Source organism: Kribbella sp. NPDC031520 (genome assembly GCF_055580825.1).
In genome coordinates this window covers 1-25,189 of record NZ_JBVIKS010000003.1, presented here as the reverse complement: position 1 = coordinate 25,189, position 25,189 = coordinate 1, and the positions used below count along the sequence as shown (strand labels likewise).

Sequence of the window (25,189 nt, the reverse complement as noted above, 5' to 3'; positions counted from 1 at the left end):
ATCGTTACCGCATGAGTTTTACCGGTTTTCCGGCGGCCGCGCTGGACTTCTACGACGATCTCGAAATGGACAACACCAAGAGCTTCTGGACGGCCCACAAGCACGTCTACGAGGAGTCGGTCCGCGTCCCGATGGCCGACCTCACCGCCGAGCTCGAGGAGGAGTTCGGCCCGGCGAAGCTCTTCCGCCCGTACCGCGACGTCCGCTTCGCGAAGGACAAGACGCCGTACAAGACCCACCAGGGCGCGTACGTCGCAGTCGCCCCCGCCACCGGCTGGTACGTCCAGATCTCCGCGCCGGGCGTCCGCGTCGGCGCCGGCTTCTACGACGCCACCGCGGACCGCCTAGCCCGCGTCCGCACCGCCATCGACGACGACCGCCGCGGCAACCAACTCGTGAAGATCCTCGCCAAGCTGGCGAAATCCGGCTGGACCATCGGCGGCGACAAACTCAAAACCACCCCCCGCGGCTACGACGCCGACCACCCCCGCATCGACCTCCTCCGCCACAAATCCCTAACCGTCGGCAAGGACTACGGCTTCGCCCCCGTCATCCACACCCCCGCCCTCCTCACCCAGATCCGCACCGACTGGCAAGCCACCAAACCCCTAATAACCTGGCTAACCGACAACAGCTGAGTACCCGCCCCCGCTGCCGAGCCGGAATCAGGCTTCGAAGTCCTTGCGGATGTCCAGCAGGATGTCGCGGGTCTTGTTGGGCTGGGGTGCCGCGACGCACAGGGATTCCATCGCCGCCGTGTACTGGTCGAGTTCTTCGAGTTTGTCCAGGTACAGAGCACTCGTCAGATGCTCGATGTAGACCGTGTCGGGCAGGTCCGACTCCGGGAAACGGAGGATGCTGAACGAGCCGCCCGCCGCCGCGTGGCCGCCGATCGACAGCGGAACCACCTGGAGCGTGACGTTCGGCCAGTGCGAGACCTCGATCAGGTGGTTCAGCTGGTCGACGATGACTTTCGTGCCGCCGATCGGGCGGCGCAAGGCGGCTTCGTCGATGACGGCCCAGACCCGGACCGGGTCCGACACACGGGACAGCACCTCCTGGCGGTTGACCCGGAGATTGATCCGGCGCTCGACCTCCTCGGCCGGGATCATGCCGCGGCCGAGCTGGATCACCGCGCGGATGTACTCCTTCGTCTGGAGCAGACCCGGGACGAACTGCAGCTCGTAGATACGGATCAGCTGCGCGGACGCCTCGAGGTCGAGGTGCGAGTGGAACCAGCTCGGCAGCACGTCGCCGAAGCGGTGCCACCAGCCGGGGTTGTTCGCCTCACGCGCGAGAGCCAGCAGCCGCTCGCGCTCCTCGTCGTCGTCCAGGCCGTACAGCTTCAGGAGGTCGGCGACGTCGCGTTCCTTCAGGCCGACGCGGCCCAGCTCCATCCGGCTGATCTTGGACTCCGACGAACGGATCTCCCACCCCGCGTCCGACCGGCTGATTCCGGCCGCCGCCCGCATCCGGCGAAGGTGCCCTCCGAGAATGATCCGCAGCGTGGTCGGCCCGCTTTGCGCGCCCGACTCGGTCACACCCACCTCCCAGCGGCCCCAGCGATCCTCATCAACCTCACCCGCAGGTGCACATCATCGCACGGGGCGGCGCCGATCTGCCGAAGTTCTTACAAAACGGCGGCGAATCCGGATCGGCGATCACGGAGCGTAAGTCTAGCCGAGCCACGATCAGGGCTATTTGTCAGTACATAGTAGGTTGGCCGTGCGGTGGCGAACACCGTTCGACGGCCGCGATCCAGCCTGTTTCAGGCGGAGAGAGGGTCAAAGTGGTCTCGAAATGGAAAACGTGCGGATGCACGTGCATCGGGCGCTTGCATTCGCCGCGTGCCGACGCCATGATTGATTCATGCACAGAAGGTGAGCTGGCTCTCGCGAAAAGTGACATCGCGTGAACCGGCAGGCCGGTCCTACAGAGCGCGCCGACGGCCCCCCGTTGGCTTGACTGGTTGGGGAACCCGAGTCGATGAACTACGACGACAGTGAGGTTGTGGAGCAGACCGCCACGATGGCCGGCGGCCGCGCGCCCGAGGAGCTCACCGAGCGGGAGATCCAGGACCTGGTAGCGCGTTGCCCCGAGCAACAGCGTTGGGCCTTCGAGGGCTGGTTGCGCGGCGTCCGCCAACTCGACGGCGACCCGATCGTGAGCCTGGCCCCATGACCACCGACAGACCCTCAGGAGGACGGAAGATGGTGCGGATCTGGCTGGGCGACCACCTGATCGCCGAGTACGTCGCCGAGCCGGACCGCGCCTCGCGGTACCAGCGGGTGATGACCCCGAAGTTCACCGGATTGCGAATCACCGTTGACAATGCGGCCACCGGTAAGGCTTCGGAGCTTCCGAGCGAACAGCTCTGGCCGCTCACCGTCCAGTAGTCCGAACCCGCCCCTCGAGCACGCCCGGGCCGACTCTCGCCGGAGAGTCGGCCCGGGCGTTTCCATTTGCCCTCGGACGGGCCGTAGGACGCCGGCGTGGCGCGCCGGACTTCGAGGCACGAGAAAGGGCCCCTTCGTCACTCGCCTGGCGAAGGGGCCCTTGCTCGTGGTTCCTAGTGCTGTACTACTACGTACTGCTTTCAACTGCTGTGAACTGCTCTGCGATGCTCAGACGAGGTAGTCGAACTCGCCGTCCTGGACGCCACCGAGGAACGCCTCGATCTCGGCCTTCGTGAACACCAGCGCCGGTCCGCCGGCGAAGCGCGAGTTGCGCACCGCGACACCGCCGTCCGGCAGTTTGGCTACCTCGACGCAGTTGCCCTGGGGGCCGCTGCGCTGGCTCTTCTTCCAGCTCAACTCGCCGTTCGAGTCGCCCGGCATGCCGTTGTAGATCCCTGTCATTTGTCTGCACCTTCCATATGCGGCTGCAGATGCACGTGCATTTGACCTTGCATCTGCATCGTACACACTTTTGGCTCCTGTGTCCGCACCCTTACTTCTTGTGATCGCCGTGCGGTCAAACGCCCGTTTCGATCCCCGATTCGGTCGCGATCGGTGACGGTTACCGGACCGTGGACCGGCTTGTGCATGAGATCCGGTGAGGTGGGGTACATGTTGTCGTGCAGGCATGACCGTGGTTCAGCTAAGTGCCACGCCGTGACGAGACAGTCGCGAGGTCATACCAATGGTCACGAGCATCATCGAGCGGGCTTCGGCCCCGCACGGCGCCCCGACAGATCGGGCCGCCCGAGAAGCAGCCACCCGGGAACTGATGGAACGCCGGGCGGCGAGCACCACCGAGCAAGAGCGGCAGGAACTTCTCGAACAGGTCGTCGAGCTGAACCTGGAGATGGCCAAGGGCATCGCGCGCCGCTTCCGCGGCCGGGGCGCCGAGGCCGACGACCTGGAGCAGGTCGCCTACCTGGGTCTGGTGAAGGCGGCCCACCACTACCGGCTGGAGGCCGACACCCCGTTCATCGGGTTCGCCATCCCGACCATCCGGGGCGAGGTCAAACGGTACTTCCGGGACTGCGCCTGGACGGTCCGGATCCCACGCCGGCTGCAGGAGATGCAAGGCACGATCGCGAACAAGCTCCCCGAACTGGAACAGGAGCTGAACCGCGAACCGACACCGGCAGAACTGGCCGAACACCTCGAGGTCGAGGTCGCCGAGGTCGAGCAGGCACTGGCGGCGAAGGGCTGCTTCAACGTGCTGTCGCTCGACCGTCCCGCCGAGGCCGACGCCGAGCTGACGCTGGCCGACGTGGTCGCCGACGACGACGACTCGACCATCGACCAGCTGGAAACGGTCGAGATGCTGGAGCCGGTACTCGCGGATCTCGGGGACCGCGACCGCCGCATCCTCCAGCTCCGCTTCGTCGAGGGCTGGACGCAGTCCGAGATCGGCGAGGACATCGGCGTCAGCCAGATGCAGGTCTCCCGGGTCCTCCGCCGGATCCTCGACGACCTCCGCGAAAAGCTGGCGCCGGAACAAGCCGCCGCCTGAGCCGGCAGCGGAACAGCGGAACAGCGGAACAGGACGTATACGTCCGCTACGTGCGGCCGACAGCCTGCGAACCACAATGGATCGCTCGGCAGCAGGCGTATACGTCCTGTCGTCCCGGCTAGTTCTCGGTGGCTGGGGTGCCCTGGTGGTAGTACAGCCGCCAGGTTCCGTCGGTGCGTCGCCAGATCGAGCTGCGGCGGACCGCCGTACCGCCCGAACGCTGCGACACATAGGTAACGTGCACGAGGTCGTCGGCAAGCCGTACCCCGGCGACCTCGCGAGCCTCGATCGGCTCCGCGTCGGTGATCTCACCGGACGCCAACGCGGCAACGATCGCGGCCCGGTCCCACAGCCGTCCCGATGCCCCGACCTCCACGAACTCAGGATCGAGCAGTACGTCGACCTGCCCCGCATCCCCCCGAACCTCAGGAAGCAACAACCGCAGCTCCCCGTCGACCGCCGCCCGCACCTCTTCATCCACCCCTCGAACCTAGCCTGACCGTTGCGGCGACTCGCTGGTCGGTGCATCTCACTCAGGGTGCTGGGTACCTGCACAATGGGGGTGGACGAGGGGATGAGTCGTTGCTGTTGGCCTTGCGGATGTTCAAGACCGTGCCCGCGGACGCGGTCGCGGTGCTTCGTGCCTATCCGCCGATGGTGGTGTGTTTCGCGGCCGCGCTGACCGGTACGGCGCTGGTGTTCGACGTGTTCTACCTGGTCGCGAGCCCGGGACTCACGCTGGCGCTGGTCTATACGGTGCCGGTGCTGGCCGGGCTGATCGCCGGGTTGGTCGCCGCGGCTGACGATGTCGGCCTCGAGCGGCGCGTACTGCTCCGCACCGTCAGTGTGGCCGTTGCCTTCGGCATCACCAACGCGATCGTGGTCGCGATGATCGCCGCGATGACCCGTACCGACCCTTCGAACTGGACAGCCGGCGGCCAGTCGGTTCTGTTCGCGGCGTGCACCGTGTTCGCCGTCGCGATCTCGATCGTTGCCTGCCGCAAGCTGATCGATGCACTGGGCATCGAGCTCAGCACCCGCCTCCCACGCCGTCGCCCGTCCCGTCGCCAACCCCGCAGTCCCATCGCGGCCCCGGCGGTCGCCGCCGCACGCCCCCGGGTCAGCAAAGAAGCAGCCGCGCGCGCCGAGCCGACACCGCCACCCGCGCCACCCGCCCTCGCTCCCGAAGCCGATCCGGACGAAGAAACCATCCCCCTCTTCGTCCCCCCGCCACCCAAGATCGTCGACCTGGACGAAGCTCGTCCCGTCACCTCCACCGGCACACCCACCCCGTCCACCCCCCGCCTCCGCCGAACCCCCCGCCGCTCCCACAAACCCGGCCGCCGCCCCGGCACCTGACCCCCGCTCCCCGCTCGGGCAATGTGGCCGAGCGGTCGGTTGACCCGGATGGGTGTGAACATCGAGTAACCGACGAGGGAACGGAGTTGGGATGAGCGACGACGAGTTCTTGACGAAGGAGCAGAAGGCGGCGCTGGAGGCGCTCCATGGGTGGCGTGGGGATCCGACCGAGCCGTTCGTTGTCGATGACGGGAATGGGCCGGTGCAGGTCGAGGCGACCGAGGACCTGCGGCGGCGGCTCGGCTCGGGCAGGAGCCGGGGCAGCAACGAAGGCAAGTCCCGCTGACCACCTCCGCCCGGGGCCTGCATGCGGTGCGGCCGAGCAGCCGCCGGATCGGGCGTACGGGCGGTAGGTGAGCGGCTGTCACCTCGAGCTGGGACACTGGCGGACGTGTGGGACTTGATCGTGGTGGGGGCGGGGCCTGCTGGGACGGCGGCTGCGCTCGGGGCGTTGGCTGCGGACCCCAGTTTGTCGGTGTTGATGGTTGATCGGCACGAGTTCCCGCGGGACAAGGCGTGTGGAGACGGGATCGCACCGCACGTGCTCGATCTGCTCGCCGGTGTGGGTGTCAAGGGGATCCTCGACGACTGGACTCCGGTACAGCGGTTCGCGCTGACCCGGGGCGTGGTCGGCGTGGATCGGCAGCTGGCGCGGCCGACCTGGGTGGTGCCGCGGGCCGTGTTCGATCATCGGCTGGTCGAGGCGGCGCGGGCGGCGGGCGCGCAGTTCGTCCGGCGGCGCGTCCGCGGGCTGGCGATCCGCAGCGGGTACGTCGACGTGGACGACCTGGACGCGCGGTTCGTCGTCGGCGCCGACGGTGCGCATTCCGTCGTACGGCGGGAACTCGGCGTCAAAGCCGGCCCGGTCGCGCTGGCGATCCGCGGGTACGCACCCACGCCGCCGGCCCGGGCCGCGAGCCAGGTGATCGCGTACGGGCCCGGCCGGCAACCGTCGTACGCCTGGTCCTTCGACCGTGGCGACGGCTGGTCCAACGTCGGGTACGGCGAACTCCTCGCCGGCACCCGCCCGACCCGCGCCGACCTCCTCGAGAACTTGGAAACTCTTCTCCCGGGCGCGACCGAGGGCGGCGAATCGTGGTGGGGCCATCACCTCCCGCTCGCCGGCCGGACCTGGCGGCCGCAGCGCGGACCCGTACTCCTCGCGGGCGACGCGGCCGGTCTGATCAACCCGATGACCGGCGAAGGCATCTACTACGCCGTCGCGACCGGCCTGCTCGCCGGTCGTTCGATCGCCGATGCCCTCCGAGCCGGATCCACCGACGCCGGTACGCCGTACCGTCGCCGCACGTCCCGCCTGCTCCGTCGCCACCTCCGCGACACCGCGCTCGTCGCACAGCTCAGCCGCTCCGACCGGATCCTCGACGCCGGGATCCGCGCCGCCGCCAACGACCAACTCGTCTTCGACGACCTCGTCGAACTAGGCCTGGCCGACGGCGGCCTCACCCGGCGCCTGCTCAGCACGATCCTGCGCTGAGTTCGCCGCGAACGTGCTCTTCAGCGAGTCGCATGATGGAGCCATGGACGAGATGCAGGTATGGGCCGTCGCTCAACCGGGTCTTATCGACAGCGGCCCGCTGCAGTTGGTACGCCGTACCGTCCCCGAACCTGCACCCGGTGAACTCCTGGTCAAGGTCGAAGCCTGCGGCATCTGCCGAACGGACCTGCACCTGGCGGAGGGCGACCTGACCCCGAAACGCCCGGGTGTTGTCCCAGGGCACCAAGCAGTCGGCACCGTCATCGCCCGGGGCGGGGAGGCGGCGGGCGTCGACCATCATCCGGAGGTGGGTGGGGCGCGGTTCGGGGTGGGGGATCGGGTGGGGATCGCCTGGTTGCGGGGGACTTGTGGGGTTTGTGAGTTCTGCCGACGGGGGGCAGAGAACCTCTGTCCGCGGTCGATCTACACGGGCTGGGATGCCGATGGTGGGTTCGCGGAGTACGCCGTGGTGCCGGAGGAGTACGCGTACGCGCTCCCGGCGGATCGGAGCGCGGTGGAGCTCGCGCCGTTCCTGTGCGCGGGGATCATCGGCTACCGCTCCTTGCTCCGCGCGAACCTTCCGCCCGGCGGCCGGCTCGGGATCTACGGCTTCGGGTCCAGTGCGCACCTGACGGCGCAGCTCGCCGCCGCTCAGGGCGCCGAGTTGTTCGTGATGACGCGAGGCGAGCGGAACCGGGCGCTGGCGCGCGAGCTGGGCGCCGCGTTCGTGGGCGAGACCGCGGATCGTCCGCCGGTCGCGCTCGACTCGGCGATCGTGTTCGCGCCGGCGGGGGAAGTGGTCCTCCCCGCACTCGAGGCGGTGCGCCCCGGTGGGACGGTTGCGGTGGCCGGTATCTACCTGTCCGACGTACCGGTACTGAACTACGAGCGGTACCTGTTCCACGAGCGCGATCTGCGCAGCGTCACCTCCAACACCCGCCGCGACGGCGAGGAACTGTTCCGCCTGATCGAGCGGCTGCCGGTCGTCCCGCACACGACGGTCGTCCCGTTCGGAGCCGTGGACCGGGCGCTCGCCGACCTGGCCCACGGCCGCGCGAGCGGCTCCCTGGTCGCCGTTCTCGACGACTGAACCGGTCCGTGCCGGGATGCGTTAGAAAAGAGTGAAGATTCCGCACAGCGGTCGTGCGGGGCTTCAGCGGAAGCAGCTAGCTGCGTTAGATTTGATCAAATCTTATGAGCTGCCAGGGAGTGAACGTGCGCAAGGGGGAGCTGAGCCACCACTCGTGGTCGGTCCTCGTGCGCCCGCGGAGCGCCAAGAACGGCACCGAGAGCGGCGTCGGAGAGGGCGGCCGGTGCTGAGCCGGATCCTCGGCGTGGCGGGAGCGGTGCTGCTGATCGTCGGGGTGGTGCTCGGTGTTCGCCCGGTACGCGCCGGTGGTGACGCCTGCGGTTCGGTGTTCCGGCCGGGGGAGGGGATCACGCCGATGCAGTGCGATGCGCGGCTGAGCAGCCGTGGCACGCTGGTGGCCGGTTTCGGCGTCGGCGGTCTGGCCCTCGGCATCACCGCGATCACCTTCACTGCGATCCGCGACCGCCGCCGTACCCGGGTCAACTCCTGAAGCCCACTTGACCTTGACACTGTGTCAAGGCGGAAGGTGGGTGCATGTTCACCATTGGGGACTTCGCCGCCTTCGGGCAGGTGTCTGCGCGGATGTTGCGGCACTACGACGCGCTCGGGTTGCTCCGGCCGGCGGTGGTCGACGAGGCGACCGGCTACCGGTACTACTCGGCCGACCAGTTCAGCCGGCTGAACCGGATCGTCGCGCTGAAGGATCTCGGCTTCAGCCTGCAGCAGGTCGGCGAGATCGTCGACGTGAAGCTGTCGGCGGAGGAGCTGCGAGGCATGCTCCGGCTGCGGCAGGCGCAGCTCGAGGACGACCTCGCGCGGAGCGCGGCCCAGTTGACCAGCGTCGAGGCGAGGCTCCGGCTCATCGAGAGAGAAGGTCACATGCCTACCGACGACGTCGTACTGAAACGCATCACCCCGATCCGGGTCGCGGAGCTGTCCGCGATCGCGCCGAGCTACGACGGCGAGGACGTCGGCCCGGTGATCCAGCCGCTGTTCGGGCAGTTGTTCGACCGGCTCGGCGCGGCCGGAGTGCATCCGTCTGGATCGCCGATCGCGTACTACGAGGACGCCGAGAACGACACGGTCCGGGTCCACGCCGCCGTACCCGTGGACGACGAGATCACGGCGGACGTGGATGCACTGGAGCTACCGGAGCTCCCGCAAGCTGCGACCATCGTCCATCAGGGCGACATGACGGAGGCCGATCGCAGCATGCAGACGCTGGCCAGGTGGATCGAGGACAACGGCTACCGCAGTCAGGGGTACGCGCGCGAGGTCACGCTGCAGTTCGACCCCGACAACCCGAAGAACTGGGTGCACGAGTTCCAGATCCAGGTCACAAAACCAGGCTGACCGTCGCGAACGAGTGCGGCGGCAGCGTCACCTTCAACCCGCGCGGCTCCGGTTCGATCGCCAGCGGAACCGGAGCCACCGCGTCCGGATCGCCGACCGTGTTGTAGGCCTGCGGTTTCGATGCCGTCAGCAACCGTCCGGACGACTCCCACGACGACGCACCCCGAAGATCCAGGACGACGTCCAGCGCCGACGACGGATCGAGGTTGCTCAACGACACCAGCGCCCGGCCGTCCTTCACCGACGCGGACGCCGACACGAGCTCCATCGCGGTACCGTCCAGATCGTAGGTACGACCATCAAGAACGTGCACCGGCAGGGCGGCCGCGTCGTGATGCCCCTTGTTCATCTCGAACACGTGGTACGTCGGGGTCCGGACCAGCCCTCCCTCGTCGTCGGTCAGCAGCATCGCCTGCAGTACGTTGACCGTCTGCGCGATGTTCGCCATCACGAGCCGCTCCGAGTGCCGGTGGAACACGTCGAAGTGCACGCTCGCGACCAGCGCGTCCCGCATCGCGTTCTGCTGGTACAGGAAGCCCGGGTTGGTCCCCGGTTCGACGTCCCACCAAGTACCCCACTCGTCCAGCACCAGGCCGATCTTGCGCTCCGGGTCGTACGCGTCCATCAGCGCCGAGTGCGCCTTGATGATCCGCTCGATGCCCTGGGCCTTCTGGATCGTCCGGTAGTACTCGTCCAGGCCGAAGTCGGTCGCGCTGCCCTTGTGATCCCAGGTCCCGGCGACCGTGTAGTAGTGGATCGAGATCGCCTGGAAGATGTTCTTCGGGTCCCGCCCGCAACCCAGGCAGCTGACCGCCTTCAGCAGCGCCTCTGTCCACGCCAGGTCGTCGTCGGACGCGCCGGCCGCGATCCGGTACAGCTTGTTGCCGCCGTGGTCCTTCAGGAACGTCGCGTACTGCCGGGCGAGGTCGGCGTACGCCTCGGCGCGCTGGTTGCCGCCGCAGCCCCACGCCTCGTTGCCGATGCCCCAGAACGGCACCTTCCACGGCTCGTCCCTCCCGTTCGCCTTGCGCAACCGCACCATCGGGCTGTCACCCTCGCGGGTCAGGTACTCGACCCACTCGCTCATCTCCCGGACGGTTCCGCTGCCCACGTTCCCGTTCACGTACGGGTCCGCGCCGAGCAGCTCGCACAACGCCATGAACTCGTGGGTGCCGAAGTGGTTGTTCTCCTCGACGTTGCCCCAGTGCGTGTTCACCATCGCCGGCCGGTCCGCCTTCGGGCCGATGCCGTCCTTCCAGTGGTACTCGTCGGCGAAACACCCGCCCGGCCAGCGCAGGTTCGGGATGTCCAGCGCGCGCAAGGCCTCGACCACGTCGCGCCTGATGCCACCGAGGTTCGGGATCGGCGAGTCCTCCCCGACGTAGAACCCGCCGTAGATGCACTGGCCGAGATGCTCGGCGAAGTGCCCGTACAGGTGCCGGCTGATGGCCGGTCCCGGCACGTCGAGGTCGATCGCGATCCGTGCTTCAGGCATTGAGCCCTCCTGGTTCTTTACAGTTGTCGGCATGGGGAAGCCGTCCGGTGTGGTGACGATGGCGGATGTGGCGCGGTCCGCGGGGGTGTCCACGATGACCGTGTCGAACGTGATCAACGGCCGGCCCCGGGTCGGCGCGGCCACCCGGGAACGGGTGCTCGCGGCGATCAGCGACCTCGGCTACCAAGTCAACCTGGCCGCCCGGCACCTGCGCGCCGGGCGCACCGGCGTGGTCGGTCTCGCCGTCCCCGAGCTGGAACGCCCGTACTTCGCACAGCTGGCCGGCCGGCTCGCGGACCGGTTCGAGGCGCACGGGCTGCGGATCGTGATGGAGCGCACCGGCGCCAGCCGCGAGGGGGAGCTGGACGCGGTCGCGTTCTCCCGGCTGCGGATGTACGACGGCCTGATCCTGAGCGTGGTCGGCACCGACCCGGCCGAGCTGAGCCGGCTCCGCACCGACGCTCCAGTGGTGATGATCGGTGAGCGGGCGCAGCCGTCCCGGTTCGACCACGTGATGATGGACAACGTCGACGGCGCCTACCAGGCGACCGCGCACCTGCTCGCGGCCGGCGCCCGACGGATCGCGATGCTCGGCGGCGATCCCACCGGTACGGCGACCATGCCGGCCTTGCGCGCCGAGGGGTATACGCGGGGGCACGCCGACGCCGGCGTCCCGGTGGACCCGGAGCTGAACGTCCGCAGCAGCTTCCGCCTGCAGGACGGGTACGACGCGATCCGGTCGCTGCTCGAGCGGGGTACGAGGTTCGATGCGGTGTTCGCGCTGACCGACGTGGTCGCGATGGGTGCGCTGCGGGCGCTCGCCGACGCCGGGCTGCGGGTGCCGGACGACGTCCAGGTGGTCGGGTTCGACGACATCGACGAGGCGGCGTACCTGGTCCCGTCGCTGTCCACGGTCAACCCCGGGCACGACGAGATGGCCGACCGGATCACGGCGCTGCTGACCGCGCAGATCACCGACGGCCCGACCGGCGACCCGCAGGAAGTGGTCGTACCGGCCCGGCTGATCCAGCGCGGCACCACCACACCACTCGACTGACACCACGACCTACCTCGCACAGTTTCGTTGCCGGTAGGTATATCGATATACCTCGATCGTGGCAAGACCGGGGCGGACCCGCAGCACTCATCAACCTCGTCCCGAAGGGGGCTGCTGAGCGTGCGGCCGCCCGCGATCGGTGGGTTGATGAGTGCTGGAGGTCCGCGCCTTTGGTCTCAGTCCGCGAGCAGGGTCGCGATCTCGGTCAACTGTTCGGGCTTGAGCGGGCCGTGGGCCATCGCGCCGGCGTTCTCCTCCGCCTGTGCCACGGTGCGGAAGCCGGGGATCGGCACCGTCCGCGGGCTTCGGGCCCACAGCCAGCCGAGCGCACCCTGCGCCAGCGTCCGCCCGTCCGATTCCAGGATGTCGCGGATCGCGGCGACCTTCTCCCACCACTCCGGCGCCGGTACGCCACCTTCGCTGAAGTAGAGCAGCCACGACGGCGGCAGCGTACGGATGTCCGCGCCGGTCGCGGGCTTGGTCGCGTCGCGGCGGCCGAGGATGCCCATCCCGAGCGGCGTCCGGTTGATGCTCGCCAGGTCCTCGCGCTCGCACAGCGCGAAGAACTCCGGCGCGTCGTGCAGCACGCTCGCCTCGTGCTGGACCGCGGCGCAGTGCTTGCCCTGCGCAAACAGTTCGGCGCTGTGCACGGTGTCGGTGCTCCACGCGTAGGCGCGGATCAGGCCCTCGCGGACCAGTTCCTCACAGGCTTCCCGCAGCGGCAGCGCGATCTCGTCGGTGGTGTCGAAGTGCAGCTGATACAGGTCGAGGTAGTCGGTACGGAGGCGTTCGAGCGAGGCGCGGACGGCTTTGTGGACGTACTCCGGGGTGCTGTCCTGGTGGTGCATGATTCGGGTCGACTCGTCGAACGTGTTGCCCCACTTCGTCGCGATCACCACCTCGTCCCGAATGCCCTCGAGCGCCTTGCCGAGAACTCGTTCGCTGTGCCCGGCGCCGTACACATCGGCAGTGTCGAAGAACGTCACCCCGAGCTCGACCGCCCGGCGGATCGCCCGCACCGACTCGTCGTCGTCCACCTCACCCCAACCCAGTGGTTCACCGGCCGGGTTGCTGAACGGGCCTCCGATCGCCCAGCACCCGAACCCGACCGGGCTGACCTCGATTCCTGACCGTCCCAACGTGCGCATCTCCATACCCACGAGCCAACCAGCCCCACGATGATCCGTCCAATGAATCTTGTGGGCAGAGTTGATGCATTCAGCGTATAAGGTTCGGGCTTAATCGCTGCCATTGATTGTCAGGTTTTGCTGCCACCCTGGGGAGGTGACTTCACGAACCCGGTTGCTGCTTCCGGCAGCCTTCATCACCTCTCTCGGCAACAACATCCAGCTCCTCGGCGCCGCGTTGCTGCTGGTCCGCGCGCACGGCTCGATGCTCGACGTCGGCTGGCTGTTCATCGCGGTCGCGGTCCCGCAGGCGGTGCTCTCGCCGTACTTCGGCCGCCTCGCCGACCGCTTCGACCGGCGCCGTCTGTGGGTGATCTGCGACGTACTGAGTGCGGCAGTCGCGCTCGCCCTGCCGATCGGTCTCGCCCTGGGCGCACCCCAGCAGCCGATCGTCTACGCGACCAACTTCGCCCTCGCGGTCATCGCCGCCCAGTTCACGCCCGCCAGCGCCGCCCTCATCCGCGAACGTGTCCCCGCTGACCAGTTGCGCCCCTTCAACGCCCACTACGAGATCGCCCTGCAGTCCGGCATGCTCCTCTCCGCAGCCGCCGGCGGCCTCGCCCTCCAGTACTTCGGTCCCCAACCCCTCTTCACCTTCAACGCCTGCACCTTCGTCCTGTCAGCCGCCTTCGTGTTCGCAGTAGGAACCAACCGCCGCCCAGCCAAGTTGCCCCCAGCAACCGTGCCCGCCAAGCCCGCCGCGCACTCTGCAACCGGGGTTGCGCTTGCACCGCTTGCGTTGTTGTTCGGGCAGGGGCTTGTGGTGGTGACTGTCTTCAACGCGTTGATGCCTGTGCTTGTCGTCGGGGAGTGGCATCGCGGGGCGGGCGTGCTTGGGATTACGGATGCCCTGGGTGGGGTCGGGTTCTTGCTCGCTGCGGCTGTCTACCGGCGGTCGGCGAACCGGTTCGGGGATCTGCGGCTCGCGGTCGGTGGGTTCATCATCTGCAGCGCACTCCTCATCCTGCAGCCACTCTTCGGCGTACCCCAGCTGATGGGGTTCGTACTGCTCGGCGCGTTCCTCTTCGGCCAGTCCCGCATCGCGACCCGTTCCCTGCTCATGACGTCGGTCGACGAGTCCCGGGTCGGGCACGCCTTCGGGATCGCGAACGGGTACGGCCTCGCGGCCACCGTCGTCGTGATGCTGATCGCCTCGATCGTCACCGGCCACTCCGACACCCGGTTCGGGTTCGCCGCGCTCGCCGTGATCAGCCTGCTCTCCGCCGCCGCGGCCGCAACCTGGATCTCCCGCCGGAGCCGGACCGCACCGGCGGCAAAAGTAACAGCACTTATATGAGTACTGTTATGATCGCGGTATGGAAGATCCCACCGAGCAGAGTTTGTGGCGGCCGCTGCACGAGTTGCTGGCCCGGATGGACGGCGAGATCGGCCGGATCTACACCGACCGGGAGATCAAGGGCCTGAAGCCGGCGTACGTCCGTGAGCTGCTGCAGCTGCATCTCAAGGGCCCGATGACGATCACCGAGCTGGCCGGCGCGATCGGGCGGACCCACTCCGCCCTCAGCCAGAAGGTGTCCGCGATGCGCACCGCCGGCCTGGTCCGCACGGTCCCGGGGGCGGATGCGCGCAGCAAGCAGGTCACGCTGACCGCGAAGTCGAAGAAGCTCGTCGAGCTGCTCGCCGCCGAGTGGCGGGCGACCGAGGCGGCGCTGGCCGAGCTCGAGGCCGAGCTGCCGTACCCGATGTCCCAGGTGGTCCGCGATGTCGAGGAAGCCCTTGCGCAGAAGAGCTTCCACGACCGGATCGCGGAGAAGCTGAAGTGAAGAACGCGCTCATCGACCTCGGCCCGCTCCGGGTCCGGACGTACCGGCGGTTGTGGACCGGGCAGGTGCTGTCCGGGTTCGGCGGCCAGCTGACGTTCGTCGCGGTGATGTTCCAGGTCTGGGACCAGACGTCCAGCCCGGCGTGGACCGGTGCGGTCGGCCTGGCGCAGGCGTTGCCGCTGATCGTGCTCGGCCTGTTCGCGGGTACGCTCGTCGACCGGTTGGAGCGCCGCCGGATCTACCTGGTCACCACGATCGGGCAGTGGCTGGTCGCGACCGTGATGGCGGGCCAGTTGCTGTTCGGCCGGGTCCCGGTCGGCGTGCTGCTCGGGCTGATCGCCGTACAGGCATCGTTCGGCGCGACCGCCGGACCGGTGGCACGGACCGTACTCCCGAAGCTGCTCACCCGGGACCAGTTGGCCGCCGGGATCGCGCTCAACCGGATCGGGTTCCAGGGCGCCATGCTGCTCGGTCCCGCCCTGGGCGGCGTGGTCATCGGCGCGTGGGGTGTCGGCGTCTGCTACCTCGTCGACGCCCTCAGTTTCCTCGCGGCGCTGTACGGCGTACTCGGCCTGCCGCGGATGCAGATCGAGACCACCGCGAAGCCCGGTCTACGAGGGGTCTGGGACGGGCTGCAGTTCATCGCCGTGACCCCGGTGATCCGGGGCGCGCTGATCACCGACCTCGCCGCGACGGTGTTGTCGATGCCGATCAGCCTCTTCCCGGTCATCAACGCGGAGCGGTTCGGCAACAACCCGCGGACGCTGGGGTTGTTCCTGACCGCGATCGCCGTCGGGGGAGTCGCCGCGTCGCTGTTCTCCGGATCGTTCACCCGGCTGCCGCGGCACGGGCTGGTGATGCTGTGCGGGTCGGCGGGCTGGGGGATCGCCCTGCTGTTGTTCGCGTTCTCGCCGGTGCCGTGGCTGGCGTTGGTTTGCCTCGCGGTCGCGGGTGCAGCGGACACGGTCGCCGTCGTGTCCCGCAGTACGATCGTCCAGCTGCACACGCCGTCCGAGCTGCTCGGCCGAGTCAGTGCCGCCGAGCAGATCGTCGGTCAGGCCGGTCCGGACCTCGGCAACCTCCGCGGCGGTGTGGTCGCGCAGTGGACGTCACCGGTCGCATCCTTGGCGTCGGGCGCCTTGCTGTGTGTCGCGGCCGTCGCAGCGGTGGCTGCGAGCACGCCGGGCCTGTCCGGTAGGTCAGAGAGCGACAGTGCGGAAGCCGGCGTTGCCCATTGACGAGTCCGGCGTGTTGGACGAGCGGGCGGCGTTGCGGTAGCGGTTGCAGTACGAGTCGTGGCAGAGGTACGAGCCGCCGCGCATCACCCGGGCCGCGCCGAGCGACGGTCCGGGCGGGTTCGCGGCGGGGGAGAACTTGTAGTACCGCGGGCCGAACCAGTCGCCGCACCACTCCCAGATGTTCCCGACCATCTGCCACAGGCCGTATCCGTTCGGTTCGAACGTACGCACCGGCGCGGTGGTGAGGAACCCGTCCTCCTCAGTGTTCGTCCGCGGGAACTCGCCCTGCCAGATGTTGCACCGCCATTCAGCGTCGTCGCCGATCAGCTCGTCGCCCCACGGGTACCGCTTGCCCTCCAGGCCGCCACGCGCCGCGTACTCCCACTCGGCCTCGGTCGGCAGCCGCCGTCCGGCCCACTGGCAGTACGCCGACGCGTCGTTCCAGCTGACGTGGACGACGGGATGATCCTCGAGCCCGTCCAGGTCCGAACGCGAACCTCCCGGGTGCCGCCAGTCCGCACCGCGAACCCCGGCCCACCAGGGCGTACCGGACGCCGGCCCCATCACCTCGTCCGGCTCGGCCGCCAGCGCGAGGTGGAACACCGCCGAGTACCCGAAGTTCTCCGCCTCGGTCCGGTACCCGGTCGCGTCCACGAACCGCGCGAAGTCCGCATTGGTCACGCTGGTCGCATCAATACTGAACCCCGCCAGCTCAACCTCGTGCACCGGCGTCTCACCATCACCAGCGTTCTCGTCCCCGAGGCTGTTACCCATAACAAACACCCCACCACCAAGCACAACCTGCTCAACCCCATGCTCCCCCCGCCCCACAGGCACCGCGGGCGCCGGCCCACTCTCCCCCCGCGAGGGCGCACAACAGGACGGCTGCTCGTCGGTCATACGGGCAGCTTAGATTCCGTACCGGAACACGCCGACAGACAGCTCGCCTGTCGGAGATGGTGGTCTCAGTGGAGATCGAGAAAGTCCCGGAGCCATTGGTCGATCTCGTCGAGGCAGCCCGTGTCGATCTGGCCCGCCGATCGGCTGACTCGTTCGCGGCTGATGGCGCGGGGCTGCTCGGTGAGAGCCCAACTGGCCTTGCGCAGCTTGAGACCGGCGCCGCTGAGCCGTACGTGATGGGGCCAGCCACGATCCTTCGTTGTTACCGGGAGGGCGATCGCGAGATCCGGGACAGCGTCCAAGTAGTCGTTCGATGCGACGATGACGGCCGGCCGCTCACCGAACTGCTCGCGCCCACGAGTCGGGTTGAAGTCGACCCACACCACGTCTCCGCGGCGCAGTTCACGCATCAGCCAGACCGTCCTCGCCTGCCTCGTCCCATGCGGCGGTCAATTCCTCGTAGTCGCTGTCGCGGCCGCTGTCCGCATAGGCACGGCGTACGGCGGCGAACCGCTGGTGCCGGGCGTGCTCCTCCGTTACCCGCTGCAGAAACTCCGCAGCAGTCAGCCCTTCGGCGCGCGCGGATCGCATGACGGTGTCGCGCACGTGCTTCGGCACCTTGAGGGAGGTCATCTCAGACATACCAACAGCTTACCAGTCCTTACCCAAACCAGGGATACCAATAGGCATACCGCTCGCTATCTGAGCTTCGGTGGTCCCTGTTCGATGCGGTGGAGGACCGGGGCGAGGCGGTAGAAGTCGGTGCCGGTTATCAGTTGGCGTTCGTCCCACCAGGTGGCGCCTGCTTCGGCCAGGGGTTCGATGAGGGGGCGGGGGTCCTTGGCGGGGCTGATTCCGCCGACGATGACGTCGTACGGAGTGCTCCGGTTGGCGCGGTGGTCGTTCAGGAACGTGATCAGGTCGCGGACCTCCTCGACCGCGGGTGCCTCGCCGTGGTTGGCGGTGGCGAACAGTGGTACGGCACCGTCCCAGCGGGCGGCGCGGCGCATCGGGGCCTTGCGCGGCCAGTACCCGGCGATCCACACCGGCGGGCGTGGACGCTGAACCGTTGCCGGCAGCAACTCAACGTCGTCGGCGTGGTAGTGCTTGCCGTCGTGGTGCACGCGTTCGCCGGACCAGTACGCGGCCATCAGGTCGAGGCCCTCGTCGAGCTTCTCGGCCAGTACGCGCGGATCCGTCTCGTCGCCGAAGCTGCCGAACTCGTCGTCGATCGGGCCGCCCAGCCCGGCGCCGAAGATCACCCGCCCGCCGCTGAGCGAGTCGAGGGTCGCGACCTGCCGGGCGAGCTGCTCGGGCCGCCGCCGTGCCACCGGCGTGACCAGCGGACCGAGCTTGATCCGCGAGGTCGCCAGCGCGGCCGCGGTCATCAGCATCCACGGATCCCCGAACGGCTGCCCGCGCCGGTGCTCCTTGCTGTGCACGACGTGGTCCCAGAAGAACAGCCCGTCCCACCCGGCGTCCTCGGCGGCCTTGGCCACCCGGGCCACGACGTGGGCGTCGGCGAAGTCCCCGAAGTTCGGAATGTTCACAGAAAATCGCATGGTCACAACCGTAGTTCGACGAACGGAACCGTGTCGCCCGGCAGCAGGTACGTCACCCGGTGCGCGCTATCTGCGCCGCCAAGGGAGCTCAGCCCGATAGTCGTCCTCATGGGTGAGACCCTTGATGACGGCCTCGCCGATCTCTGCGAACTGGCGGACCTGGTCAGGCGTGAGGTGGTCGAACATCGCCCGGCGCGCCGCCGCGACGTGACCGGGGCCTGCAGCGGTGAGGACGGCGAAGCCTTCGTCGGTGAGCACCGCGAGTTGGCCGCGCTGGTCCATCGGGTCGTCGGTGCGTCTCGCCCAGCCGCGTTTTTCCAGCGCCGACAGTGCGTGCGAGAGCCGGCTGCGGGTGACCTTCAGGTGCTCGGCGAGGTCGCTCATCCGCAGTGACCGGTCGGGGGCCACGGACAACCGGCTGAGCAGGTTGTACGTCGCGTGTGACAGGCCGGCGTCCCGTTGCAGCTGCCGCTCCAGGTAGTCGCCCAGCAGCGTCGAGAGGTCGATGTATGCCAGCCAGGCGCGCATCTCCTCCTCGGAGAGCCAGGGGGTGTCGCTCACCACACCAGCATAGCCGAAGGTTTGAACTCTCAAACAAATCGGGCTACCGTCGACCCGAACGTTTGAAAGCTCAAACTTTTGGGAGGTGTCATGAGGTTCACCAGGAAGGCCGGGACCGCGCTGATGGCGGCCGTCGTGGCGGTGGGGGCAAGCGCGAGCTACGCCGTCGCCGATGCGAGCACGAAGGCAACGGCCGGCGCGTCGGGCGAGCAGGCCAAGTTGCAGGCGCTCTACCGCCAGGCTGAGGCCGACGGCGGCGAAGTGACCGTCTACATGGGCGGCGACAAACCGGGACAGTGGGATTTCATCGCCAAGGCGTTCGCCGCGCAGTTCCCCGGCGTCAAAATCCATCTGGTGACCGATCTGAGCAAGATCCACGACGCTCGGATCGACAACCAGATCGCCACCCACGACCAGGTGGCTGACGTGGCCGTGCTGCAGACTGTGCAGGACTTCGACCGCTGGAAGCGCGCCGGCCAGTTGCTGAAGTACCGGCCAATCGGCTCCGACGAGGTCTTCGACAACGCCAAGGACTCGCAGGGCTACTGGACCGGCGTGTTCTACGGCGCTCTCGCCGACATGGTGAACACCAAGGCGGCCGGGCCGGATCCGTCGGCGTTCACCGCGGCCGATCTACTGAAGCCGGAGTTCAAGAAGAAGCTGATCTTCACGTACCCGAACGATGACGACGCCGTCCTTTACGACTTCAAGCTGACCGTCGACAAGTACGGTTGGACCTGGCTGCGTTCCCTGGTCGCACAGAATCCCGCGTTCGTGCGCGGCACGCCGTTTTCGGCCGGACCCGTGGCGGCCGGGGACTACCTGGCGACGCTCGGCACGGCAGGCGATCCGACGCCGAACGCGACCATGATCTTCCCGGCGAACGACCCGTTCAACAGCTGGGTGCAGCACGGTGCGATCTTCAAGAACGCTCCGCACAAGGCCGCCGCGAAGCTGTTCCTGAGCTGGCTGACGTCGCGGACGGCCCAGCAACAGCTGATCGCTCCGTGGACCTGGTCGGTGCGCAAGGACGTCGCCCCACCGGCCGGGCTGCGGCCGCTGGCCACGTATCACCAGACCGATGTGGCCGGGTTTCAGGCGTTCATGAGCAACCGGGACGCGGTGGAGCGGTTCCGCTCGCAGGTGCAGCTCTACGTCGGCCAGGTCGTCGGTCCGGACCCGGCCGACCCGGCCAACACCCTCGGCTTGACTCCCGGCGAATTCTGACCCGGTTCCGGGTGGGCGCCGACCACAGGGCCGGCGCTCATTGCCGTACGCGACCTCGAGTAGGCAACATCCGGACAGCCGGCAACGCCATACCTTGCTGGTCAGATGAGTAGTAGCGTCCGTGGGGTGCGGATCCTCTTCGTCGGTAACAGCTTCACGTCGCGGAACAACCTGCCCGGGTTGATCAAGGGTCTGGCCGGTGCGCGCGGCATCGAGATCGAGCACAAGCTGATCTCCGCCGGCGGCGCCTCGCTCCGCCAGCACCTGAATGCGGGCAAGGCGCTCGAGGCGATCGCGAGCGGCGGCTTCGACACCGTCGTACTGCAGGAGCAGAGCACGCTGCCGATCAAGAGCCCGGACCGCTTCCGCGAAAGCGCCCGCGACTTCGACGCCGCGATCTCCGCGGCCGGCCTGCGAACTGTTCTGTACGAGACCTGGGCGCGGCGCAACGCTCCGGAGACGCAGAAGGCGCTCACCGCTGCGTACGGCGCGGCCGCGCTGGAGCTCGGAGCGACGCTGATCCCGGTCGGCATGGTGTGGGAGAAGTTCCTCGCCACCCATGACGAGCCGGCGCTGCACGACGCCGACAACAGTCACCCGGCTCCGGCCGGCAGCTACCTCGCCGCCTGCGTCTTCCTGATCGCTCTGTTCGAGGAGGATCCGGTCGGTATCGGCGTACCCGTCAAGGGCGTCGACACCGCACTCCTTCAGCAGGCGGCGTGGGACATCTGCAGCTCTATGTAGCGTCGTGGAAGACCAGGCCGAGGGTATGGCGTCGACCTGAGCGGATCGGGGACACACCGTGCCGGACCGGGGCAGCCGACCAACCGCGGGCCGAGCGGACGGGGCGGACGGGGCGGTCGCGGGTGGTGAAGACGAGCCCGTGGCCGTGCGGCACGAGGGTCGACGTACCGCGGGACTGGGCGCGCGGGCGCTGCTCGACCAGAAGGAACTCGCCGCCGGTGTGGTCGATACCGGGCTCGTTGAGGTTGATGACGACCTGGAGCGGGAACACCTTCTCGCCGTACAGATCGCGGTGCAGCGCGTTCCAGTCGCCGGCGCCGTACCGCAGCAGGATCGGGGTCGGGCGGGTCTGTCCGGCCCGGTGGCAGATGTCGAGCCAGTCGTCGAGGGTGTCCGGCCACTCGGCGTCGCGGCCGAGCTTCGCGTACCAGTCGCGCGCGATCGGCAGGAGCCGCGGGTAGAGCGCGTGGCGCAGCGCGTCGATCGGCTCCGGGAACGGGGCGTCGAAGTACTTGTACTGGCCCTCGCCGAAGCGGTGCCGGGCCATGTCGATCGTCGACCGGAAGCGGTGTGCGTCGTCGTACATCCCGGCGATCGTCGCCGCCTCGCTCGGTGTCAGCAGTTGCGGCAAGAGGGCGCAGCCGAGGTCGTTCACCTCGGCGGTGACGCTCTCCCAGTCGGCTCCGGCGACTCGTCGTTCGTACTTGTTCATACCTCCTGAACGGTTTGGTGCAGGATCGTGTGAGTCTGCTCCAGCACGGTGATCGGCGCGAGCATCGCGGCGTCGTCCAGCGGCTGCTCGCGGGTCTCGAGCATTCGGAGAAAGACCTTGAGGCCCGGTACGACGTACTCCGAGTCGAGCCGTACGTCGCTGCTCACGAGCTCGGTGCGCCCGACGAGCGCGGCATGGAACGGGACCCGCCCGACGTCGGCCGGCTTCACGAGCTGCAACGTGACGAGGACGCCGTTGCAGCGATACCGGACGACGACCGTCGATCCGACCCGCTGCACCTCGACCGGTCCGGGCTCACCCGGGGCCAGTCGCTGCGCGAGGTCGGCGGCGTGGATGCCGTAGAAGAAGATGCCGCTGTACGCGCTGTCCGGATCCGCCGGGCCGGTGACCGTGACCGCCTGCAGGTCGTCAACTTGGGCGGCATCGAGCGCGTCGGCGTCCGCGACCCAGCGCACCGCGGAGTACGACGTCACCGGCGCGTCGCCTCGCTTCGCCGCGTCCAGGATCGCCTGCGCGTCAGCCGTACTCGCCGCCAGTGGCTTGTCCACCCACACCGGTACGCCGGCCTCGAGGAACGGTACGGCGTACTCGCGGTGCAGCGCGCCGTCGCGGTTCATGACGATCAGCGCGTCGACGTCGCCGAGCAGCTCGACCGCGGTCGGGACGATCCGGGTGATCCCGCCCGCGGCGGCGAGCTTCTGGTTCCGCTCGTCGACGGCGCCGACCAGCGTGACGACGCGGGTGTCGCCGGCGAGCTGCTCGACGTTGAGGTGCCGGACGATCTCGTCGGCGTGGCTGTTCTCCGTACCGACCAGAGCGATGCGCATCAGTCCTCCAGGTCGACAGGACGTCCCGTACGGGCGGACTCGTACACGGCCAGGACGGTCGCCAGCGAACGGCGTCCGGACTCCAGCGTGATCGCGGGCGGGCGGCCTTCGCGGACCGCGGCGACGAAGTCGCGGTACTGCGCGAGGTGCGCCAACTCGACCGCGCCCCAGTCGTCCGGGCCTTCGAGGGTGGGTGCGTCGGGTGCCTCGCCGTTCGCGGACGCGAAGTACGCCAGCGCGTCATCGTCGAAGACCGCCGTCCCCTGGTCTCCGTGGATCGTCAGCCGCACCGGACGACCTGGGTAGGCCGCCGTACTCGCCAGCATCAGCCCGATCGCTCCGCTCTCGAAGACGATCGACGCGCCGGCCAGGTCCTCGACCTCGATCCCTTCGTGCGCGAGGCGGCCGGTCTGCGCGCTCACCTGCACCGGCCGGCCGAGCATCCAGACCAGCAGGTCGAGCGCGTGGATGCCCTGGTTCATCAACGCCCCACCGCCGTCGCCGGCGAGTGTTCCGCGCCAGTCGTCGCCGTCGTAGTACGACTGCGGCCGGAAGAACGCCGACTCCGCGATCCCGGAGGTCACCCGCCCGAGCGCACCACCGTCGATTGCCGCCCGGATTTGCGCCACCGGCGGCTGGAATCGCCGCTGACTGACCACCGACACGGTTAGCCCGGTAGCCCGCTGCGCCGCGATCAACCGATCCGCGGCCTCGAGCGTGATGTCTACGGGCTTCTCGACGATGACATGCTTGCCGGCCTGCAACGCCTCGATCGCAGCGTCTGCGTGTAGCGCACTGGGCAAACAGATCCCCACCGCGTCGATCTCCTCGGCCTCGTGGGCCTCAGCCGCCGACGCATACGGCTTCGCACCGTACTGCTCGGCGAGCTTCACACCCCGTTCGAGATTCTGATCGACCACCGCGACCAAGACGGCTCCCTCACCCAGCGCGTGAATCAACCGTGCATGCACAGTGCCGATCGCTCCGGCGCCGATCACAGCAAATCGCATAGAACCTCTCCCCAGTCGACAGGTCGCGGCTGTGGTGCTGTCCGGTTCGTTGCCTGCAGCAAGCGCCTGGGTTCCGCCAGGCCCTAACTACTTCACGACTGCGAAGCGGAAGTTCAAGCCTTCGGAGGAGAGTACCTTGAGCGTCGTCGGCGAGACCCCGGGACTGTCGTAGAAGCGGGTGCCTTCGCCCAGCAGTACAGGTGCGATGTGCAGGACGATCTCGTCGACCAGCCCGGCTTCGAGAGCCAGCCGCGGTACGGCGCCACCGGTGACCACCAGGTCTTTCGCGCCGGCTGCCTTCACGCCGTCTGCAACCACGTCGCGGATGTCGCCGGACACGTACGTGAACTCGGGCACCGGGTTGGATGCCGGGTCCTTGTGCGTGTAGATCAGGATCGGCCCCGTCCACGCACCACCGTACGGGCGGTTCTCGCCCATCACCTCGACCAGCCGGCCGCCGCACAGGAACGCCCCGCACCCCGCGACGACCTCGGCCGCCAGCTCCGACGGGGCGCTGTCGCCGAGGAACCCCCATCCGACCCCGTCGTCCCGGTCGCCGATGAAGCCGTCCAACGACATTGTCATGTGCCAAATCACTGTTCCGGTCATGACCACCAGCGTGCGCCACCTGGATTCATGCGTCCAATGCCAATCCGGCGCAAAACATATAGATACCATCGATACATGCTTGATCTCGTCCGGCTGCGGGTGCTGGCCGCGGTCGCCGCACACGGTTCGGTCACCGCGGCTGCCGAGGTGCTGCACTACACCCAGCCCACCGTCAGCCACCACCTCGCCCGGCTGGAGGTCGCGACCGGTGCGAAGCTGGTCCGGAAGGCCGGTCGCGGCATCCGCCTCACCCCCGAGGGCGAGGTGCTGGCCCGCCGCGCCGCGGAGATCGTCGGCCGGGTCGACGCCGCCGACGCCGAGCTCGCCGCGCTCGTCGGCCTGCGGTCCGGCCGGGTCCGGGTCGGCGCGTTCAGCTCGGCGCTCAGCGAACTCGTCCCGCCCGCCGCCGTCGAACTCCGCCGCGACCACCCGGACCTCGAGCTCGAACTCACCGACGTCCACCCGCGGGTCGCTGTGCAGCAGCTGAGAGCCGGCGAGCTCGACCTCGCGATCGTCTTCCGGTACGGCGAGGAACAGCCGGACGACGGCATCCGCTACACGTACTTGCGCGACGACCCGGTCTACCTGCTGAGCCGCCGTACCGGAGAGACGCTGACCGACCACCGGGACTCCGACTGGATCGCAGGCTGCCCGAACTGCCGGCGCGACCTGCTGCAGCACTGCGCCGACGCCGGGTTCACGCCGCGGATCGCCTTCACCACGGACGATGTGATCGTCGAGCAGGCCCTCGTCCGCGCCGGCCTCGGCGTCACCACCATCCCCGGCCTGGCCCTCCGCGCCCACCGCACTCCCGGCGTCCGCTCCACCGAACTCCCCATCGTCCGCCACATCCACTTGGCCGTTTACGGAGATCCGCCAGACCCGCCGGCCACAAGAGCCTTCATAGATGCGCTAAAAGGAGTAACACTGAGGTAGGAGCACGTACGGCTCCGGTTGGAGGACCGGGTGATGGGGCACTTGGTGAGCATGGTGAA

General features: G+C 68.5%; 31 protein-coding genes. 17 read left to right on the top strand and 14 right to left on the bottom strand.

Features of this window, described 5'->3' with window-relative positions:
• Window positions 1–11: 11 nt before the first annotated feature.
• On the top strand, window positions 12–638 hold the full coding sequence (locus ACZ5BU_RS15395) for a DUF2461 domain-containing protein (protein WP_465699319.1): 627 nt from the start codon (window positions 12–14) through the stop codon (window positions 636–638).
• A 27-nt stretch (window positions 639–665) separates the two neighbouring features.
• Here ACZ5BU_RS15395 and ACZ5BU_RS15390 read toward each other — a convergent pair whose 3' ends face one another.
• Window positions 666–1,541 (bottom strand): helix-turn-helix domain-containing protein, encoded by an 876-nt coding sequence (locus tag ACZ5BU_RS15390; protein WP_465699317.1) that lies wholly within the window; start codon window positions 1,539–1,541, stop codon window positions 666–668.
• A gap of 445 nt (window positions 1,542–1,986) precedes the next feature.
• Here ACZ5BU_RS15390 and ACZ5BU_RS15385 point away from each other — a divergent pair, with 445 nt between their 5' ends.
• Window positions 1,987–2,181 carry a hypothetical protein gene (locus tag ACZ5BU_RS15385; protein ID WP_465699316.1) on the top strand — a complete coding sequence of 65 codons (195 nt, stop codon included), beginning with the start codon at window positions 1,987–1,989 and terminating at the stop codon, window positions 2,179–2,181.
• Entirely contained in the window at window positions 2,178–2,396 is a 219-nt protein-coding gene (locus ACZ5BU_RS15380) for a hypothetical protein (RefSeq protein ID WP_465699314.1), read from the top strand. Before ACZ5BU_RS15385 ends, ACZ5BU_RS15380 begins: the two co-directional genes overlap by 4 nt.
• A gap of 228 nt (window positions 2,397–2,624) precedes the next feature.
• Here ACZ5BU_RS15380 and ACZ5BU_RS15375 read toward each other — a convergent pair whose 3' ends face one another.
• Window positions 2,625–2,858, bottom strand: coding sequence for a DUF397 domain-containing protein (locus ACZ5BU_RS15375; RefSeq protein WP_465699312.1), 234 nt, complete (start codon window positions 2,856–2,858; stop codon window positions 2,625–2,627).
• 283 nt (window positions 2,859–3,141) lie between these two features.
• Between ACZ5BU_RS15375 and ACZ5BU_RS15370 the strand changes: the two genes are divergently transcribed.
• Complete coding sequence (locus ACZ5BU_RS15370) at window positions 3,142–3,963, top strand: SigB/SigF/SigG family RNA polymerase sigma factor (RefSeq protein ID WP_465699310.1); 822 nt, start codon at window positions 3,142–3,144, stop codon at window positions 3,961–3,963.
• Between the two features lie 118 nt (window positions 3,964–4,081).
• On the opposite strand, the gene ACZ5BU_RS15365 is transcribed toward ACZ5BU_RS15370, so the two are convergent.
• A complete protein-coding gene (locus ACZ5BU_RS15365; RefSeq protein WP_465699308.1) occupies window positions 4,082–4,444 on the bottom strand; it encodes a nuclear transport factor 2 family protein in 363 nt (120 codons plus the stop codon).
• Window positions 4,445–4,545: 101 nt separating this feature from the next.
• On the opposite strand from ACZ5BU_RS15365, the gene ACZ5BU_RS15360 reads away from it, so the two are divergent.
• The 6 genes from ACZ5BU_RS15360 (at window position 4,546) to ACZ5BU_RS15335 (ending at window position 9,260) form a co-directional block, all read left to right on the top strand.
• Entirely contained in the window at window positions 4,546–5,322 is a 777-nt protein-coding gene (locus ACZ5BU_RS15360) for a hypothetical protein (RefSeq protein WP_465699307.1), read from the top strand.
• Between the two features lie 91 nt (window positions 5,323–5,413).
• On the top strand, window positions 5,414–5,608 hold the full coding sequence (locus ACZ5BU_RS15355; RefSeq protein ID WP_465699305.1) for a hypothetical protein: 195 nt from the start codon (window positions 5,414–5,416) through the stop codon (window positions 5,606–5,608).
• 105 nt (window positions 5,609–5,713) lie between these two features.
• Window positions 5,714–6,817, top strand: a complete 1,104-nt coding sequence (locus ACZ5BU_RS15350; RefSeq protein ID WP_465699303.1) for an NAD(P)/FAD-dependent oxidoreductase — start codon at window positions 5,714–5,716, stop codon at window positions 6,815–6,817.
• Window positions 6,818–6,860: 43 nt separating this feature from the next.
• Window positions 6,861–7,907 (top strand): zinc-dependent alcohol dehydrogenase family protein, encoded by a 1,047-nt coding sequence (locus ACZ5BU_RS15345; RefSeq protein WP_465699301.1) that lies wholly within the window; start codon window positions 6,861–6,863, stop codon window positions 7,905–7,907.
• Between the two features lie 223 nt (window positions 7,908–8,130).
• Window positions 8,131–8,397, top strand: a complete 267-nt coding sequence (locus ACZ5BU_RS15340) for a hypothetical protein (protein WP_465699300.1) — start codon at window positions 8,131–8,133, stop codon at window positions 8,395–8,397.
• Window positions 8,398–8,441: 44 nt separating this feature from the next.
• Complete coding sequence (locus ACZ5BU_RS15335) at window positions 8,442–9,260, top strand: MerR family transcriptional regulator (RefSeq protein ID WP_465699298.1); 819 nt, start codon at window positions 8,442–8,444, stop codon at window positions 9,258–9,260.
• Here ACZ5BU_RS15335 and ACZ5BU_RS15330 read toward each other — a convergent pair.
• Window positions 9,244–10,755 (bottom strand): alpha-N-arabinofuranosidase, encoded by a 1,512-nt coding sequence (locus tag ACZ5BU_RS15330; RefSeq protein ID WP_465699296.1) that lies wholly within the window; start codon window positions 10,753–10,755, stop codon window positions 9,244–9,246. The two genes, ACZ5BU_RS15335 and ACZ5BU_RS15330, sit on opposite strands and share 17 nt — an antisense overlap.
• A gap of 31 nt (window positions 10,756–10,786) precedes the next feature.
• Here ACZ5BU_RS15330 and ACZ5BU_RS15325 point away from each other — a divergent pair, with 31 nt between their 5' ends.
• The gene (locus ACZ5BU_RS15325) at window positions 10,787–11,812 is read left to right on the top strand and encodes a LacI family DNA-binding transcriptional regulator (RefSeq protein WP_465699294.1); all 1,026 of its coding nucleotides are present in this window, start codon (window positions 10,787–10,789) and stop codon (window positions 11,810–11,812) included.
• A gap of 176 nt (window positions 11,813–11,988) precedes the next feature.
• On the opposite strand, the gene ACZ5BU_RS15320 is transcribed toward ACZ5BU_RS15325, so the two are convergent.
• The gene (locus tag ACZ5BU_RS15320; RefSeq protein ID WP_465699292.1) at window positions 11,989–12,966 is read right to left on the bottom strand and encodes an aldo/keto reductase; all 978 of its coding nucleotides are present in this window, start codon (window positions 12,964–12,966) and stop codon (window positions 11,989–11,991) included.
• A 130-nt stretch (window positions 12,967–13,096) separates the two neighbouring features.
• On the opposite strand from ACZ5BU_RS15320, the gene ACZ5BU_RS15315 reads away from it, so the two are divergent.
• Genes ACZ5BU_RS15315 through ACZ5BU_RS15305 form a run of 3 tightly spaced genes read left to right on the top strand, consistent with a single transcriptional unit; the run spans window position 13,097 to window position 16,021 of the window.
• Window positions 13,097–14,296 carry an MFS transporter gene (locus ACZ5BU_RS15315; protein ID WP_465699291.1) on the top strand — a complete coding sequence of 400 codons (1,200 nt, stop codon included), beginning with the start codon at window positions 13,097–13,099 and terminating at the stop codon, window positions 14,294–14,296.
• A 19-nt stretch (window positions 14,297–14,315) separates the two neighbouring features.
• Entirely contained in the window at window positions 14,316–14,783 is a 468-nt protein-coding gene (locus tag ACZ5BU_RS15310) for a MarR family winged helix-turn-helix transcriptional regulator (RefSeq protein WP_465699290.1), read from the top strand.
• Entirely contained in the window at window positions 14,780–16,021 is a 1,242-nt protein-coding gene (locus tag ACZ5BU_RS15305; RefSeq protein ID WP_465699288.1) for an MFS transporter, read from the top strand. The genes ACZ5BU_RS15310 and ACZ5BU_RS15305 overlap by 4 nt, the downstream gene beginning before the upstream one ends.
• On the opposite strand, the gene ACZ5BU_RS15300 is transcribed toward ACZ5BU_RS15305, so the two are convergent.
• From ACZ5BU_RS15300 to ACZ5BU_RS15280, 5 genes are all read right to left on the bottom strand, one after another.
• Complete coding sequence (locus ACZ5BU_RS15300) at window positions 15,983–16,921, bottom strand: formylglycine-generating enzyme family protein (RefSeq protein WP_465699287.1); 939 nt, start codon at window positions 16,919–16,921, stop codon at window positions 15,983–15,985. The genes ACZ5BU_RS15305 and ACZ5BU_RS15300 overlap by 39 nt on opposite strands.
• Window positions 16,922–16,986: 65 nt before the next feature.
• The gene (locus ACZ5BU_RS15295; RefSeq protein WP_465699285.1) at window positions 16,987–17,331 is read right to left on the bottom strand and encodes a type II toxin-antitoxin system PemK/MazF family toxin; all 345 of its coding nucleotides are present in this window, start codon (window positions 17,329–17,331) and stop codon (window positions 16,987–16,989) included.
• The gene (locus ACZ5BU_RS15290) at window positions 17,324–17,563 is read right to left on the bottom strand and encodes a hypothetical protein (RefSeq protein ID WP_465699283.1); all 240 of its coding nucleotides are present in this window, start codon (window positions 17,561–17,563) and stop codon (window positions 17,324–17,326) included. Before ACZ5BU_RS15290 ends, ACZ5BU_RS15295 begins: the two co-directional genes overlap by 8 nt.
• A gap of 56 nt (window positions 17,564–17,619) precedes the next feature.
• On the bottom strand, window positions 17,620–18,483 hold the full coding sequence (locus ACZ5BU_RS15285) for an LLM class flavin-dependent oxidoreductase (RefSeq protein WP_465699281.1): 864 nt from the start codon (window positions 18,481–18,483) through the stop codon (window positions 17,620–17,622).
• Between the two features lie 66 nt (window positions 18,484–18,549).
• The gene (locus ACZ5BU_RS15280; protein ID WP_465699280.1) at window positions 18,550–19,044 is read right to left on the bottom strand and encodes a MarR family winged helix-turn-helix transcriptional regulator; all 495 of its coding nucleotides are present in this window, start codon (window positions 19,042–19,044) and stop codon (window positions 18,550–18,552) included.
• A 90-nt stretch (window positions 19,045–19,134) separates the two neighbouring features.
• On the opposite strand from ACZ5BU_RS15280, the gene ACZ5BU_RS15275 reads away from it, so the two are divergent.
• Window positions 19,135–20,271, top strand: a complete 1,137-nt coding sequence (locus tag ACZ5BU_RS15275; RefSeq protein WP_465699278.1) for an ABC transporter substrate-binding protein — start codon at window positions 19,135–19,137, stop codon at window positions 20,269–20,271.
• Window positions 20,272–20,376: 105 nt separating this feature from the next.
• Window positions 20,377–21,015 (top strand): hypothetical protein, encoded by a 639-nt coding sequence (locus tag ACZ5BU_RS15270; RefSeq protein WP_465699276.1) that lies wholly within the window; start codon window positions 20,377–20,379, stop codon window positions 21,013–21,015.
• Here the strand turns inward: ACZ5BU_RS15270 and ACZ5BU_RS15265 are convergent.
• The 4 genes from ACZ5BU_RS15265 to ACZ5BU_RS15250 form a co-directional block, all read right to left on the bottom strand.
• Window positions 21,008–21,727 (bottom strand): 2OG-Fe(II) oxygenase, encoded by a 720-nt coding sequence (locus tag ACZ5BU_RS15265; protein ID WP_465699275.1) that lies wholly within the window; start codon window positions 21,725–21,727, stop codon window positions 21,008–21,010. The two genes, ACZ5BU_RS15270 and ACZ5BU_RS15265, sit on opposite strands and share 8 nt — an antisense overlap.
• The gene (locus ACZ5BU_RS15260) at window positions 21,724–22,575 is read right to left on the bottom strand and encodes a Gfo/Idh/MocA family oxidoreductase (RefSeq protein ID WP_465699273.1); all 852 of its coding nucleotides are present in this window, start codon (window positions 22,573–22,575) and stop codon (window positions 21,724–21,726) included. The genes ACZ5BU_RS15265 and ACZ5BU_RS15260 overlap by 4 nt, the downstream gene beginning before the upstream one ends.
• The gene (locus ACZ5BU_RS15255; RefSeq protein WP_465699271.1) at window positions 22,575–23,585 is read right to left on the bottom strand and encodes a Gfo/Idh/MocA family protein; all 1,011 of its coding nucleotides are present in this window, start codon (window positions 23,583–23,585) and stop codon (window positions 22,575–22,577) included. The genes ACZ5BU_RS15260 and ACZ5BU_RS15255 overlap by 1 nt, the downstream gene beginning before the upstream one ends.
• An 87-nt stretch (window positions 23,586–23,672) precedes the next feature.
• Window positions 23,673–24,194, bottom strand: coding sequence for a dihydrofolate reductase family protein (locus tag ACZ5BU_RS15250; RefSeq protein ID WP_465699269.1), 522 nt, complete (start codon window positions 24,192–24,194; stop codon window positions 23,673–23,675).
• 75 nt (window positions 24,195–24,269) lie between these two features.
• On the opposite strand from ACZ5BU_RS15250, the gene ACZ5BU_RS15245 reads away from it, so the two are divergent.
• Window positions 24,270–25,130: a LysR family transcriptional regulator gene (locus tag ACZ5BU_RS15245; protein WP_465699267.1), complete on the top strand. Its 861-nt coding sequence runs from the start codon at window positions 24,270–24,272 to the stop codon at window positions 25,128–25,130.
• Window positions 25,131–25,189 lie beyond the last annotated feature (59 nt).

Coding starts and splice junctions, on each gene's coding strand:
- ACZ5BU_RS15375 (WP_465699312.1), bottom strand. CDS start 2,858: ATGACAGGGATCTACAACGGCATGCCGGGCGACTCGAACGGCGAGTTG.
- ACZ5BU_RS15295 (WP_465699285.1), bottom strand. CDS start 17,331: ATGCGTGAACTGCGCCGCGGAGACGTGGTGTGGGTCGACTTCAACCCG.
- ACZ5BU_RS15265 (WP_465699275.1), bottom strand. CDS start 21,727: ATGAACAAGTACGAACGACGAGTCGCCGGAGCCGACTGGGAGAGCGTC.
- ACZ5BU_RS15335 (WP_465699298.1), top strand. CDS start 8,442: ATGTTCACCATTGGGGACTTCGCCGCCTTCGGGCAGGTGTCTGCGCGG.
- ACZ5BU_RS15310 (WP_465699290.1), top strand. CDS start 14,316: ATGGAAGATCCCACCGAGCAGAGTTTGTGGCGGCCGCTGCACGAGTTG.
- ACZ5BU_RS15355 (WP_465699305.1), top strand. CDS start 5,414: ATGAGCGACGACGAGTTCTTGACGAAGGAGCAGAAGGCGGCGCTGGAG.
- ACZ5BU_RS15345 (WP_465699301.1), top strand. CDS start 6,861: ATGGACGAGATGCAGGTATGGGCCGTCGCTCAACCGGGTCTTATCGAC.
- ACZ5BU_RS15395 (WP_465699319.1), top strand. CDS start 12: ATGAGTTTTACCGGTTTTCCGGCGGCCGCGCTGGACTTCTACGACGAT.
- ACZ5BU_RS15285 (WP_465699281.1), bottom strand. CDS start 18,483: ATGCGATTTTCTGTGAACATTCCGAACTTCGGGGACTTCGCCGACGCC.
- ACZ5BU_RS15260 (WP_465699273.1), bottom strand. CDS start 22,575: ATGCGCATCGCTCTGGTCGGTACGGAGAACAGCCACGCCGACGAGATC.
- ACZ5BU_RS15290 (WP_465699283.1), bottom strand. CDS start 17,563: ATGTCTGAGATGACCTCCCTCAAGGTGCCGAAGCACGTGCGCGACACC.
- ACZ5BU_RS15325 (WP_465699294.1), top strand. CDS start 10,787: ATGGGGAAGCCGTCCGGTGTGGTGACGATGGCGGATGTGGCGCGGTCC.
- ACZ5BU_RS15320 (WP_465699292.1), bottom strand. CDS start 12,966: ATGGAGATGCGCACGTTGGGACGGTCAGGAATCGAGGTCAGCCCGGTC.
- ACZ5BU_RS15380 (WP_465699314.1), top strand. CDS start 2,178: ATGACCACCGACAGACCCTCAGGAGGACGGAAGATGGTGCGGATCTGG.
- ACZ5BU_RS15330 (WP_465699296.1), bottom strand. CDS start 10,755: ATGCCTGAAGCACGGATCGCGATCGACCTCGACGTGCCGGGACCGGCC.
- ACZ5BU_RS15245 (WP_465699267.1), top strand. CDS start 24,270: ATGCTTGATCTCGTCCGGCTGCGGGTGCTGGCCGCGGTCGCCGCACAC.
- ACZ5BU_RS15255 (WP_465699271.1), bottom strand. CDS start 23,585: ATGCGATTTGCTGTGATCGGCGCCGGAGCGATCGGCACTGTGCATGCA.
- ACZ5BU_RS15270 (WP_465699276.1), top strand. CDS start 20,377: ATGAGTAGTAGCGTCCGTGGGGTGCGGATCCTCTTCGTCGGTAACAGC.
- ACZ5BU_RS15370 (WP_465699310.1), top strand. CDS start 3,142: ATGGTCACGAGCATCATCGAGCGGGCTTCGGCCCCGCACGGCGCCCCG.
- ACZ5BU_RS15275 (WP_465699278.1), top strand. CDS start 19,135: ATGAGGTTCACCAGGAAGGCCGGGACCGCGCTGATGGCGGCCGTCGTG.
- ACZ5BU_RS15385 (WP_465699316.1), top strand. CDS start 1,987: ATGAACTACGACGACAGTGAGGTTGTGGAGCAGACCGCCACGATGGCC.
- ACZ5BU_RS15300 (WP_465699287.1), bottom strand. CDS start 16,921: ATGACCGACGAGCAGCCGTCCTGTTGTGCGCCCTCGCGGGGGGAGAGT.
- ACZ5BU_RS15250 (WP_465699269.1), bottom strand. CDS start 24,194: ATGACCGGAACAGTGATTTGGCACATGACAATGTCGTTGGACGGCTTC.